Annotated in this window: 10 protein-coding genes; 3 read left to right on the forward strand and 7 right to left on the reverse strand. The window is 74.4% G+C overall.

What is annotated here, in order from left to right; all coding sequences use genetic code 11:
* Positions 1–159: 159 nt before the first annotated feature.
* Positions 160–762, forward strand: coding sequence for a DinB family protein (locus tag HZS56_RS12785; protein WP_216720809.1), 603 nt, complete (start codon positions 160–162; stop codon positions 760–762).
* Entirely contained in the window at positions 759–1,196 is a 438-nt protein-coding gene (locus HZS56_RS12790) for a glutaredoxin domain-containing protein (protein WP_216720810.1), read from the forward strand. The genes HZS56_RS12785 and HZS56_RS12790 overlap by 4 nt, the downstream gene beginning before the upstream one ends.
* Before the next feature lie 14 nt (positions 1,197–1,210).
* Here the strand turns inward: HZS56_RS12790 and galE are convergent, their stop codons facing one another.
* Both galE and HZS56_RS12800 read right to left on the reverse strand, forming a co-directional pair.
* Complete coding sequence (gene galE / locus HZS56_RS12795; protein ID WP_216720811.1) at positions 1,211–2,191, reverse strand: UDP-glucose 4-epimerase GalE; 981 nt, start codon at positions 2,189–2,191, stop codon at positions 1,211–1,213.
* 74 nt (positions 2,192–2,265) lie between these two features.
* Positions 2,266–2,736 (reverse strand): MarR family winged helix-turn-helix transcriptional regulator, encoded by a 471-nt coding sequence (locus tag HZS56_RS12800; protein WP_216720812.1) that lies wholly within the window; start codon positions 2,734–2,736, stop codon positions 2,266–2,268.
* 158 nt (positions 2,737–2,894) lie between these two features.
* Between HZS56_RS12800 and HZS56_RS12805 the strand changes: the two genes are divergently transcribed.
* Positions 2,895–3,308 (forward strand): organic hydroperoxide resistance protein, encoded by a 414-nt coding sequence (locus HZS56_RS12805; protein WP_216720813.1) that lies wholly within the window; start codon positions 2,895–2,897, stop codon positions 3,306–3,308.
* A 26-nt stretch (positions 3,309–3,334) separates the two neighbouring features.
* Here the strand turns inward: HZS56_RS12805 and HZS56_RS12810 are convergent, their stop codons facing one another.
* The 5 genes from HZS56_RS12810 to HZS56_RS12830 form a co-directional block, all read right to left on the reverse strand.
* Positions 3,335–4,894 (reverse strand): hypothetical protein, encoded by a 1,560-nt coding sequence (locus tag HZS56_RS12810; protein WP_216720814.1) that lies wholly within the window; start codon positions 4,892–4,894, stop codon positions 3,335–3,337.
* A 151-nt stretch (positions 4,895–5,045) separates the two neighbouring features.
* Positions 5,046–6,470: a hypothetical protein gene (locus HZS56_RS12815; protein WP_308408067.1), complete on the reverse strand. Its 1,425-nt coding sequence runs from the start codon at positions 6,468–6,470 to the stop codon at positions 5,046–5,048.
* 39 nt (positions 6,471–6,509) lie between these two features.
* Positions 6,510–8,735, reverse strand: coding sequence for a bifunctional glycosyltransferase/CDP-glycerol:glycerophosphate glycerophosphotransferase (locus HZS56_RS12820; protein WP_216720815.1), 2,226 nt, complete (start codon positions 8,733–8,735; stop codon positions 6,510–6,512).
* 7 nt (positions 8,736–8,742) lie between these two features.
* Positions 8,743–10,950, reverse strand: coding sequence for a CDP-glycerol glycerophosphotransferase family protein (locus HZS56_RS12825; RefSeq protein WP_216720816.1), 2,208 nt, complete (start codon positions 10,948–10,950; stop codon positions 8,743–8,745).
* 151 nt (positions 10,951–11,101) lie between these two features.
* Complete coding sequence (locus tag HZS56_RS12830) at positions 11,102–13,354, reverse strand: bifunctional glycosyltransferase/CDP-glycerol:glycerophosphate glycerophosphotransferase (RefSeq protein WP_216720817.1); 2,253 nt, start codon at positions 13,352–13,354, stop codon at positions 11,102–11,104.
* Between the last annotated feature and the right edge of the window lie 4 nt (positions 13,355–13,358).

Consider the following 13,358-nt stretch of genomic DNA (forward strand, 5'->3'; position numbering starts at 1 on the left):
CTGTTCGACGTCGGTTCGATGTCCGTCCGTCGCGGACACCCCTACCCACCGGGCGGGGCGCCTCGCACCCGGGGACCCATCAGGACACCTGCCCGGAACCGTTGAGCACACCTGCCGGAACCCGGGCCGCCCGTGCCCTCTTGGCCGCACACTTGTGCCATGACCGCATCGGACCCGAAGACCGACCTCCACACCTACCTGCAGTCCGCACGCGACGCGCTGCTCTGGAAGCTCGAAGGACTCTCGGAATACGACATCCGCCGCCCGGCGACCCCGACCGGCACGAACCTGCTGGGCCTGGTGAAGCACGTCGCGACGCTGGAACTGGGCTACCTGGGCGACACCTTCGGGCGCCCGTCCGGCGAACCGCTGCCCTGGCTCGACGACGACGACGCCAACGCCGACATGTGGGCGACCGCCGACGAGTCACGCGAGTACATCGTGACGCTCTACCGCCGGGCGTGGGCCCACGCGGACGCCACGATCGACGCACTGGCGCTGGACACGGTCGGCAGGGTGCCGTGGTGGCCCGACGGCAGGGACGAGGTGACGCTGCACCACGTCGTGACACGCGTGATCGCCGACACCCAACGGCACGCGGGTCATGCCGACATCGTCCGGGAGCTCATGGACGGCGCCGTGGGGATGGACGAGGGCAACACCGCCCTCGCGCCGGGCGGCCCGGCGCGCTGGAAGGACCACCGGGAGCGGCTGGAGCAGGCGGCCCGGGAAGCCGGCCGAAGGGAGGCAGGGGCGTCGTGAGACGTGTGTGGGCGGGGCCGCTGTCGATGGTGGTCTGCGGACTCGGTGTGGCGACCGCGACGTTCGTGCAGGGCAGAGTCGGTACGACCGTGGTGGTGCTGGTGGTGTTCCTGGCGCTGGCCGGGACGATGTCGCCGCTGGCCTTCCCGAAGTCGGTCGGTGCGGTGGAGGCGCAGCGGCGCAGTGCGGTCGACGGGCGGCCGGTCGTGTTCTGGCGGCCGGGGTGCACCTTCTGCATGCGGTTGCGGATGCGGTTGGGACGTACGGCGCGGCGGATGTACTGGGTCGACATCTGGCGTGACGCGGAGGGCGCGGCGCTGGTGCGGGCCGTCAACGACGGCAACGAGACCGTGCCCACCGTGCTGGTGGCGGGGCGGGCGTACACCAACCCCGCCCCGGCGTGGGTGCGCGAACAGGTCTCCTCGGCCGAGTGACCGAGCGACCGGGGTCAGTCCCGCGCTGCTTCCGGGTGGAGGCGTACCCAGCCCGCCCAGGCCGAGGTGATCATGTCCTCCACGCCGTACTTGGCCTTCCAGCCCAGCTCGACGGCGGCGCGGTCGGCCGAGGCGACGACGCGGGCCGGGTCGCCGGGGCGGCGGGGGGTGACCGTCGGGGGGCGGTCGTAGCCGGTGACGGCGTTGATGCGGTCGATCATCTCCCGGACGGAGACGCCCTCGCCCCGGCCGATGTTGAGGGTGAGGGAGCGCCCCGGGGAGGACTGGAGGGCGCGGGCCGCGGTGACGTGCGCCTCGGCCAGGTCGACGACGTGGATGTAGTCGCGGACACAGGTGCCGTCCGGCGTCGCGTAGTCGTCGCCGAAGATGCGCGGGGCCGCGGACTCCGTCAGCTTCTCGAAGACCATCGGGACGAGGTTGTGGACTCCGGTGTCCGCGAGGTCCGGGCTCGCGGCGCCCGCCACGTTGAAGTAACGCAGGGAGGCCGTGGACAGGCCCGTCGCGCGGCCGGTGGCCCGGACCAGCCACTCGCCGGCCAGCTTGGTCTCGCCGTACGGCGACATGGGCACGCACGGCGTCTCCTCCGTCACGAGGTCGACGTCGGGCATGCCGTACACGGCGGCGGACGAGGAGAAGACGAAGGACGGGACCTCGGCCTTGGTGACGGCGTCCAGCAGGACGCGCAGGCCCTCGACGTTCTCCCGGTAGTAGTGCAGCGGCAGGTCCACGGACTCGCCGACCTGCTTCTTCGCCGCGAGGTGCACGACACCGGTGACGGAGTGGTCGCTGAGGGCGCGGGCGACCCGTTCGCCGTCCAGGACCGAGCCGACCACCAGCGGGACGCCGTCGGGCACGCGGTCGGCGATGCCGGTGGCCAGGTCGTCGTAGACCACCGCCTGCTCGCCCGCCCCGGTCATCGCCCGTACGACGTGCGCCCCGATGTATCCGGCGCCGCCGGTAATCAGCCAGGTCATGGTGGCCGTCCCCTCGTCAGTGGTCCTGGGTGGACATGATCCTTCACCTCGGCACCCCTGGGGCGCCACATCTGTCAGGACGGCGCGGAGGCCGCCTCGCCGTCGTAGGCGTCCAGTGCCGCGGTGAGGCGGTCGAGGCGGGTGCGCAGGTCCTGGACCTCCGCGAAGTCCAGCCCGGTCGCCGCGGAGATCCGGCGCGGCACCTCCTCGGCCCGCTCGCGCAGCGCCAGCCCCTGCGGGGTCGGCCGCACCTCCACCGACCGCTCGTCGCGCGCGCTGCGCTCCCGCCGGACCAGGCCGGCCGCCTCCAGCCGCTTGAGCAGCGGCGACAGTGTGCCGGAGTCCAGGCGAAGGTGCTCGCCGAGCTTCTTCACGGGCAGTTCCCCGTGCTCCCACAGCACCAGCATCACCAGGTACTGGGGGTAGGTGAGCCCGAGGTCCTTGAGGACCACGCGGTAGACGCCGCCGAAGGCGCGCGAGGCCGCGTTCAGGGAGAAGCAGATCTGCTGGTCCAGGCGGAGCCAGTCCGTCGCGGGCGTCGTCATGCCTCCCAGCGTAACCCGAAGGGTCTTGTCCGTCATTGAGTTGCGCGTCATACAGTTGCGTCTCATTGCATTGAGGATGGTTGTGTTGTGGGGCATTTGATTGTGTGCTCTACTTGACGTCGTCAGGCACCACGCCTTCTCCGAAAGGGACGGTTCCCATGGAAGCGCTCTACACCGCCGCCGCCACCGCGACCCACGGCCGCGACGGCCGCACCGTCACCTCCGACGGCAAGCTCGACCTCCCGCTCGGTTTCCCCGTCGAGATGGGCGGCAACGGCGAGGGCACCAACCCCGAGCAGCTGTTCGCCGCCGGGTACGCCGCCTGCTTCGGCAGCGCCCTCGGTGCCGTCGGGCGCCAGGCGAAGGTCGACGTCAGCGACGCGGCCGTGACCGCCGAGGTCGGCATCGGCAAGCAGGGCGAGGGCTTCGCGCTGGCCGTCACCCTCCGGGTCGAGCTGCCCGAGGGCGTCGACAAGGAGACCGGCCGGAAGCTCGTCGAGCAGGCCCACCAGGTCTGCCCCTACTCCAACGCCACCCGCGGCAACATCCCGGTCGACCTCGTCATCGAGTAATCGAGCAGCGGTGCCGGACAACGGTCCTAGCCCGCCCCGACCCGCGCCAGCACCTCGCCCGTCCGGTCGCTCCACGCCACCACCACCGCCTCCTCGGGCACCCGCTGCAGGCGCGTCAGCAGCAGCCAGCGGACGTGGTAGCGGCGGACGACCGCGGTGCGCTCGGCGCGGGTCGAGTCCGGTGCCAGGTAGGACCGGACGTCGGCCACGCGCCGCCCGCGCTCTCGCTCGTCCAGCGCCGGGTCGGGCCAGGCCGGCGCCGCCAGGTTCGGCCCGTACCCGGCGATGGTGTGCCCGGCGTAGTAGCCGTCGGTGAGCACGACCTCGCCGGGGCCGATGTGCCGGGCCGCCCACGCGTAGGACGGCCAGTCGGGCGGCTGCTCGAAGCCGACCGGGTCCAGCGCCCGCGGCACCACCGCCCCGGCGTGCACCGTGAGGAAGCCCAGCAGGGCGCCCGCGGCCGCCAGCCCGCCCAGCGTCCTCCGCCACCGCCCCCACGGCCGGGGCGCCGCCAGTTCCACCGCCAGGGCGAACTGCAGCGGCACCAGGGTGAGTCCGAGGATCCGGCCGTAGGTGTAGTGGCCGCTGAACCAGCCGTACGCCACCACCGCGCAGTCCAGTGCGAACATCAGCACCAGTGGGTCGCGCGGCGAGCGGCGGGCGCGCGCCCACAGGGCAGGCAGGCCGAGCAGGCCGAGCCAGAACTCCCCGGGCAGGTGCAGGTACAGCACCCGGTGCATCGCGTCCACGCTGCCGTCGCCGGCCAGCGCGAACACGTCGAAGTACGGCCACGCCGCCCCCGTCGCCACCGCCGCCGCGGCCGTCAGCGCCCACCGCGCGAGGACCGCGCCGCGCCAGTCGCGCTGCCGGCCCGCCACCAGGGCCAGCGCGCCCAGCGCCGCCGCCGCCGCGGTGATCGGGTGGACGAGGAGGACCATGCCGTAGAGCGCGCCCAGCCCCGCGTAGCCGGGCAGGCCGCGCAGGCCGCTCGGGCCCACGTACCGCACCCGGCGCGCGTCCCGCGCCCGGGAACCGGTGAGCGCCCAGGCCCAGAAGGTGAGCCCGATGGCGAACGTCGACGGGTAGCCCAGGTTGCCCGTCATCGACATCAGCCCGAGGTAGCCGCTCCACCAGGCCCGTTCCGTCCCCCACAGCAGCGTCATCGCGCCCAGTGCCAGCACCGGCGCCCACGGCCGCGCGCTCAGCACCCGCACGAAGCGGCCGAGGCCGGTCAGCAGCACCAGCAGGTTCAGCGGCCCGGCGAGCCGCACCACCTCCCAGCCGCCCAGCCCCGTCAGCCGTGCGAAGACACCCTGCGCCAGGGCGTACGGCGAGTAGTACGCGCTGCCCGCGCCCGGCAGGTCGGCCATCGGGTGCCGCGGATGCAGGAGGTCGGCCTTCAGCCGCTCCACGACCGCCGCGTGCTGGCCGGCGTCGCAGCACAGCGGCACCGCCCAGTACGCCAGCGTCATCACCAGGAGGAAGGCGAAGCCCGCGGCCTGGTAGGGGGTGGGGCGCCAGGAGCGTCCGCCGCGCAGCGCCGTCGCGCCGCGCACCGGGCGGCGGACGAGGACGTCGGTGCTCACGACGCGGGAGAGGAAGGGTGGGGCATTCTGGACATTTGGCGTATGTTCCCGGCCGGGTCGTGCCCATCAACCCATGTCACCCGGGCGGCCCACGCTCAGGCCGGTGCGGTGTCCCCGGACGACTACGGACGCCCGGGCCGCAGGCCGCCGCTCAGCCCGTCGCCCCCGCCCGGTCCGCCCCGGCCCGCACGGCCCGCTCGGCCCGTTCCCCGTCCCGTACCGCCGACCCGGCCGGGCCGCCCCGCACCACCGGGCCGAGCAGCAGCGGCACCCCCACCGCCGGGAGCAGCCACGCGAGCACGATCAGCCGCTCGCCCCAGATGTTGATGTCCGGATGCGCGGCCTGTGTGAGGAGCCCGGTGAACGCCGCCGCGACGAGGAAGGCGCCGGTCGCGCCGCCGCGCCGCAGCGCGCCCCACGCCCCGGCGGCCAGTGCCGCGGCGAACAGCGGCTGCCACGCCTGCCGGCGCAGCCACTCCACCCAGAAGTTGCCCTGCAACTGCCAGAACTCCGGCCACGGGTGCGCCCGGTCGGGCCGCGCGAAGTGGTCGGTCAGCAGGTCCTGGAGGCTGTCCGCCGCGGACGGGTAGTGCAGCAGCCGCGCCAGTACGAGGGTGCCGGCGGCGCCCGCCAGGCCCACCGCCGCGAGTGCCAGCACGTCCCGGGGCGCCGGACCGGTCCGCCGCCGGTGGCGCCGTACGGCGATCAGCGCGCCCGCCGCCGCCAGGCACAGCCCGAGGAACAGGGCCTGGGAGTGCTTGACCGTGAACAGGGCGAGCAGCGAGGCGGCGACCAGCCCCAGGCCGGCCGCCCGGACCCGGCGCACCCGCATCCGGCCCGTCGGGTCCGAGCCTGCCGGGTCGGGGGCTGTGCCCGCCGGGTCCGAGCCTGCCGGGCCCGGGGCCGTACCCGCCCGATCCGGGGCCCCGCCCGTCCGCAGTACCAGCGCGCAGCCCCACACCGCCGTCAGGGTCAGCGCAAGGAGCAGCCCCTCGGCCATCGGACGCACCGCGGTCGTCCCGCACGGCAGCACGTAGTACAGCGCCTGGCCGGTGAGCGCGAGCGCCGCCGGGACCGCGAGCGTGCGCAGGATCAGGAAGACCAGGACACCGCCCGCGCATGCCAGGACGACACCGGCCGCCCACAGGCCCCAGGTCACCCCGAGGACCGCCACGAACGGCACCAGGAACACCGGGTAGCCGGGCCGCACCTCGAAGATCCGCATGAAGCGCTCCGGCATGTACGGCACCGTGTGCCCGGCGGTCTGCCCGGCCGCCAGCCGCGGCCGAACCGCGCCCCACTGCTGCTCGCGGCACTCGGCCACCACCTCGGGGGCGGGGTCGGGGCGGTGGAAGCGGACCACGTGCACACTCTGGTCCCGCCGGGCGCGTTCCGCGCGGCTCGCGCACACGTAGTCGATGGTGGCCGCCGCCGTCTCGCGCTTGCCCTCGCCGGTGAGGCTCAGCGCGTACGACAGGTAGTTCTTGGTGTCCGGGGTGTCCCGGCCGGTGACGTTCGCCAGTTGGAGCACGGCGAACACACCGGCCAGGAGCAGCACCCAAAGCCGTGGCCGCACGCGGCGGAGTCTACGCGCGAGACCCCGCGCGCAGCGGTCTCACGTGGGGGAGAGCAAGTCGTGTCCGGACGGGACGGCGCGCGCCCCGGGGACCCCGGAGGGCTCCGGCTCGGGCATCTCCTCGCCCAGCATCAGGGTCCGTACGACCCGCTCGGCGGCCCGCCCGTCCTCGTACTCGCAGAACGCGGCCCGGAACGACGACCGCAGCCGCGCCCCCTCCTCGTCCCGGTACGCGCCCGAGGCCAGCAGCGACGCCAGTTCCCCGTGGGTGCGCGAGACGTGGCCGGGTGCCTGCTCGGTGACGTCGAAGTAGGCGCCGCGGCTCGCCGTGTACGTGTCCCAGTCGTCGGCGTGCAGGACGACCGGCCGGTCCAGGAGGACGTAGTCGAACATCAGGGCCGAGTAGTCGGTGAGCAGCACGTCGGAGGCGAGCATCAGGTCCTCCACGCGCGGCTCCTCCGTCGCGTCGATCACCACGCCCCGCCGGTGCAGCTCCGACAGGCCCAGCCCCCGGGCCGGGCCGCCGGCGAGGGACGGGTGCATGCGGACCACCAGCGTGTGGTCCTCGCCCAGGTCGGCGGCGAGCCGCGCCAGGTCGACCCGCTCGACGAGCCCGTCCCTGCGGTAGTCGCGGCGGGTCGGCGCGTAGAGCACGACGGTGTTGCCGTCGGGGATCCCCAGGCGCTCGCGGACCGGGCGGCCGTCGTCGGGGCCCGCGTTCACCAGCACGTCGTTGCGCGGGCTGCCGGTCCGCGCGGACGCGAAGTGGCACGGGTACGCCCGCTCCCACACCCGCTCCGCGTACCGGCCCGCGACCAGGCTGTGGTCCCAGCGGTCGGCGCGGCGCAGCATGCCCGGCACGTCCAGGTTCTGCCGGGCACCGCGGCGGTCGAGCAGGTCGGCACCCATGTACTTGAGCGGGGTGCCCTGGTGGGTGTGGATGTGGACGCTGCCCTCGCGCTTGGCCACGGCGCCGGGCCAGTTGACGTTGTTGACGAAGTACGTGGCCCGCTCCGTCACCCGGCGGTACTCCGGGCTGTTCAGGAGCACGTGCTCCGTGCCCGGCGGCAGCAGCGCCGCGGTCTCCTCGTCGCGCACCACCCACACGCCGCGCAGCCCCGGGGCGATCTCGGCGGCCTTGCGGTGGATCGCGGCCGGGTCGCCCAGCACGCCCCGGTGCGAGAACGCCGAGTACACCGCGAGGTCCGGGTCCAGCGGGCGGCGCGTGTTCACCGCGGTCCGCAGCCGGCGCAGCCGCTTGTCGGCCGACCCGCGCACCTGCTTCCCGCGGCGCTGCAGCACCCGGGACGCCTGGCCCGAGCGCCGCCGCACCCGGTAGGCGCCGTAGCCCTGCTCCAGGACGCGCAGCTCGGCCGGGATCTCGGCGCCCTCGGGCCGGTAGGCGCGGAACATCTCGGCGGTACGGCGGAAGAACTCGCCCTTGTCGGACGGCGGCAGCCGGTCCGGCTTGGAGAGGATGTCCAGGCAGTGCTCGCCCATCTTGGCGTGCAGGAAGGGCCGCCAGCGGGCCAGGTCCGGGTGGGAGTCGAGGAACGCGAAGACCCGCTCGTACTGCTCGTGGACGTCGAAGTGCTTGCGGCTGGTGGTGGAGAGGATGTTGCCCTGGCGGCGCTGCCGGTAGTTCAGGCAGATCCGCGCCAGCGTCGCGATGCGCTCCGCGCTGAACATGACCGGGAAGGTCCAGGGCGTGTCCTCGTAGTAGCCCGGCGGGAAGGTGAAGCCCTCCCGCTCGACGAAGTCGCGCCGGTAGACCTTGTTCCACACCACCATCAGCAGGTCGAGGATCTCCGGGTACTCGGCGGACGTGAACGTGCCGTCGCCCGCCTCGGCCAGCACCCGCGCCAGGGCGTTGCGCCGGGTGCCGCCCCACCAGTAGGTGCGCGCGTAGTCGAAGACCAGGACGTCAGGGTCCTCGGCCTCCGCGAGCCGGTCGGCCATCGCGGCGAGCGCGCCCGGGGTGAGGGTGTCGTCGCTGTCGAGGAAGAAGAGGTAGTCGCCGGTGGCGTGCGGCATGCCCGCGTTGCGGGCCCGGCCGAGACCGGCGTTCTCCTCCAGGTGCAGCACGCGCACCCGCTCGTCGCGGGCGGCGTACTCGTCGAGGATCGCGCCGGATCCGTCCGGCGAGCAGTCGTCCACGGCGATGACCTCGATGTCCCGGAAGGACTGGCCGAGGACCGAGTCCAGGCACTCGCCGAGGAAGCCCTGCACCTTGAAGCAGGGAAGGATGATGCTGAAGCGGGGCACGGCGGGGTCAGCTCCTAACGAGGGTGGCGGCGGGGGCCGGGACGCGCTCCGCGAGCGGGATCAGGGGCGGCAGCGACTCGGGCGGCTCGCCGAGCAGCACCCGGCGCACGACGCGCTCGGCGGCCCGGCCGTCGTCGAACTCGCAGAAACGTTCCCGGAAGGCCGCCCGCAGCGCGGTCGACTCCGCGTCCGCGTACGTGCCGTCGGCGAAGACGCGGGTCAGTTCCTCCGGGTTGCGCGCCACCGGTCCCGGCGGCGCCGCCATCAGGTCGAAGTAGACGCCGCGGGTCTCCCGGTAGACGTCCCAGTCGTCGGCGTAGACGACGATGGGCCGGTCCAGGTTGGCGTAGTCGAACATGATCGACGAGTAGTCCGTGATCAGCGCGTCGGCGGCCAGGCACACGTCCTCCGAGGAGCGGTGCGCGGTCACGTCGATGATCCGGCCGGTGGCCTTCCGCCTGCCGCCCCGGTCGTAGAAGTAGTGGGCGCGCAGCAGCACCACCACGTCCTCGCCCGCCGCCTCGCAGAACGCCTCCAGGTCCAGGGCGCCCGCGCCGAAGCCGCTCTCGTAGTCCCGGTGCGTGGGCGCGTACAGTACCGCCGTCTTGCCCTCCGGGACGCCCAGCTCGCGCCGGACCCGGGCGACGTCCTCGGCCGTGGCCGTGTGGTAGACGTCGTTGCGCGGATAGCCGTACTCCAGGTGCTCGTACGAACCCGGGTAGGCGCGCTCCCAGCTGCGGGTGGAGTGGCGGTTGGAGGAGAGGTTGTAGTCCCAGCGGTCGACGCGGCCCAGCAGCTTGGTGAAGCTGCCGCTGGCCGCCGCCACCACCGGGTACGTGGACTGGTCGACGCCCATCGTCTTCAGCGGCGTGCCGTGCTGCGTCTGCAGGTGCACGCTGCCGGGGCGCTTGACGACGCCCTCCGCGAAGTTGGCGTTGTTCACCAGGTAGGAGGCGCGGGCCAGCACCTCCCAGTAGCGCCGGCTGCCGATGACGGCGTGGTCGACGTCCTTGGGCACGGTGTGCGCCTGGTCCCGCTCGACCAGGAACACCGACTTCAGGTGCGGGGCGAGCTCGCGGGCCTTGGCGTGGATGGCGGCCGGGTTGCAGGCGTACCCGCGGCCCCAGTACGCGCAGTACACGACGAGGTTCGGGTCCAGCGGGCGGCGCAGCTCGCGGCGGTACTGCAGGCGGGTGCGCAGGCCCTGCGGGCGCGGCACGCGGGCCACGGCGGCGCCCGCGGCCCGGTTGGCGGCACGCAGCCCCCGGAAACCGGCGTAGGAGCCGGACGCCAGCAGCCGGTACTGCACGCCGAGGCGTCCGCCCGGCGGCCGGAAACCGGCGGGGCGGTGGCGCCGGTAGAGGCGGCTCGCCCGGCGGAAGAAGGCGCGGCGCTGCCCGCGGGTGAGCCGTCGGGGATCGGTGGCCGTCTTCAGGATCGCGGCGAACAGCTGCTCGAACAGCGGGGTGCGGCGCTCGGCCGGGAGACCCAGCCCGTCGGCGTCCGTGAGCGCCAGCTCGGCCTGGTCGAGCAGTTCCGCGTGGTGCGCGCCGGGCAGGTTCAGCCGGTTGCCCTGCCGCCGCGCCATGTGCCGCACGACGACGGAGCGCAGCACCGCGACGCGCTCCGCGCGGGACGCGACCCGGGCGCCGAAGCCGATGTCCGTGAAGTGGCCGTCCGGGAAGGCCACCTCCCGCTCGGCGAGGAAGGCACGGCGGTGGACCGCGCTCCACGCGGGCAGCTGCACGCCGGTCAGCTGGGGGGCGCGGCCGGGGGCGAAGGCGTCCTTCGGGGCCTTGGCCAGCAGCGGGGCGGCCGGGTTGGTCGCCTCCCCCTCCCACCAGGGCACCCGCTCGTACTCGAAGTACAGGACGTCGACGCCGCCGGTGTCCGTCAGCCGAGCGTCCAGCGCCGTGAGCGCGCCGGGCACGAGCACGTCGTCACCGTCCAGGAACAGCAGGTAGGCGCCGGTCGCCGCCGCCGTCCCCGCGTTGCGCGCCCCGGCCAGCCCGGCCGACGGCGGCGAGTACACGGGCGACACCCTCGGGTCCCGCTCGGCGCGTTCCCGGGCGACGTCCGCCGCGGTGGAGTCCGGGGCGTCGCAGACCGGGATCAGCTCGAAGTCGCCGAAGGACTGGGCGAGGATCGAGTCCAGCGCCCGGGAGAGCCGCCCCGCGACCCCATGGGACGGGACGATGACACTGAAGCGGGGCATACTGCTCTTTCTCTCGTTGTCCTGTGCCCTGGGGGAGCCCCCACCGGGCCCTGGCGGCCCGGACGCCCCGCCGGCCGACAGGTGGACGGCCGGGCCGGAGTGGGCCGCGTTGAGTTGTCAGGCATGCTAACTCCCGGTGGACGGACAACGGTCAGAGGCTGTCGGTGACGGAACGGGGGCCACCGGACCGCGGCACCGTCGTGAGCGGTGTGCGGGCCACGGCCGCGGCGGGCGGACGGCGCTCGGCGAGCGGTACGACCGGCGGCAGCCGGGTCTGGCCGAGCACCACGCGGCGTACGACGCGCTCGGCGGCACGTCCGTCGTCGTACGGGCAGAAGCGCTCCCGGAAGCCGGCCCGCAGCCGGGCGGACCGGGCGCCCTGCCAGTCGCCGCCGGCGAAGACGCCGACCAGCTCGTCCTCGTCCCGGGCGACCGGACCCGGCGGGAAGGAGCGCAGGTCGAAGTAGGTGCCGCGGGCCTCCTCGTACGCCTCCGGCTCGGCGGCGTGGAGCACGATCGGCCGGTCCAGGCCCGCGTAGTCGAACATCAGCGGGGAGTAGTCGGTGACGAGGGCGTCGGCGGCCAGGCACAGCGACTCGACGTGCGGATGGCCGCCGACGTCGACGACCCGGCCCTCGCACGCGGAGAGCGGAACGGCGTCGTCCGGCAGGCCCAGGGCCAGCACCGTGAAGCGCGGGCCGAGGCGGCGCACGACCCGCTCCAGGTCCAGGAGGGCACGCTGGGTGCGCCGGTAGTCACGGTGGGCGGGCGCGTAGAGGACGGCGACGGTGCCCCTGGGGACGCCGAGGGTCTCGCGCAGCCGGGCCACGTCCTCGGGCCTGGCCCGCTGGAAGACGTCGGTGCGGGGCTGCCCGTACTCCAGGGCGGTCCAGCCGCCGGGGTGGACGCGTTCCCAGGTGAGGGCGGAGTGGCGGTTGGCGCAGACCACGTAGTCCCAGGATCCGGCCTCGCGCAGCAGCGCCCCGAAGTCGGTGCCGGCCGCGGCGGCCGGCCGCTCCTGGAGGTCCAGGCCCTCGTGGCCCAGGGGCGTCCCGGCCCGCGTCTGGACCAGGACCTGGCCCCGGCGCCTGACCAGCCCCGCGTCGAAGGCGGCATTGTGCACCAGGTACGTGGAGCGGGCCAGGGCCGTCCAGTAGGCCGCCGTGCCGGGGGTCAGCCGGCGGGTCGCGGGCGGAACGGTGTGGTGGTGGACCCGGTCGGCGGCCCACGCCGTGCGCACGTGCGGCGCCAGGCGCCGGAACGCCTCCTCCAGCGCCCCCGGATTGCAGCCGTACCCTCCGCCGCCCTCCACCGCGAAGACGGCGCGGTCCGGGCGCAGCGGCAGCAGGCGCTGGACGCGGTAGTGCAGGCGCAGCGCCGCCCGGTGCACGGCCCGCAGCGGGAGTGCCGCGCCCCGGGCCGACCGGCGGCGCAGCGCCGACGCCAGCCTCAGGGCCGCCCAGGTGCGGCGCAGGCCCAGCCGGAGCAGGGCGTGGCGCAGCCGGACGGACAGCCGGGCCGGGGCGCCGGGCACCCGGTAGCGGCGGCAGTGGGCGCGGGCCCGGCGCAGGAACTCCGCGCGCAGCGGGCGCGGGAGGCGGTCGGGGCGGGTGAACACCGTCGCCAGGTGGTCGGCCATCCGCCGGTACAGCACCGGCCGCCAGCGGTCGTGCTCCGGGTGCGCGTCGAGGAACGCGAAGACCCGGTCGTACTGCGCGAAGACGTCCAGGTGCCGCTCGCTCGGGGTGCCCAGGATGCTGCCCGTGCGGCGCTGCCGGTAGTGGACGCAGACCCGGTCCAGGGTGGCGACGGACTGCGCGGACAGCAGGACCGGGTACGTCCACGGCGTGTCCTCGTAGTAGCCGGGCGGGAAGGCGAGGCCCGCGCGCTCGGCGAACTCCCGCCGCACCGTCTTGTTCCACGCCACCATCAGCAGGTTCAGCAGCCCCGGCCGGTCGGCGAGCCGGAACGGCGCCGGGCCCTGCTCGGCCAGGTGTGCCGCGGCCCGGTTGCGGACCGTCTCGCCGGTCCAGTAGGCGCGGGCGTAGTCGTAGACCAGGACGTCCGGCTCGCCGGTCTCCTTGAGCCGGTCGGCGACGGCGCGCAGCGCGTGCGGCGCGAGGGTGTCGTCGCCGTCCAGAAAGACCAGGTAGTCGCCGCGTGCCCGCTCCAGGCCGGCGTTGCGGGCGGGCCCGAGGCCCCGGTTCTGCGCCAGGTGCACGACGCGGACGCGCGGGTCGAGGGCCGCGAACTCGTCGGCGATCGCGCCGCAGGCGTCCGGCGAACGGTCGTCGACCACGATCAGCTCGAGGTCCGGACAGGACTGGGACAGCACCGACTCCAGACACGCGTGCAGATACGCCTGAACCTGGTACGCGGGGACGATGACACTGAACCTGGGCACGGGA

It is taken from the genome of Streptomyces mayonensis, assembly GCF_018982965.1.
GTDB classification, from domain to species: Bacteria; Actinomycetota; Actinomycetes; order Streptomycetales; family Streptomycetaceae; genus Streptomyces; species Streptomyces mayonensis.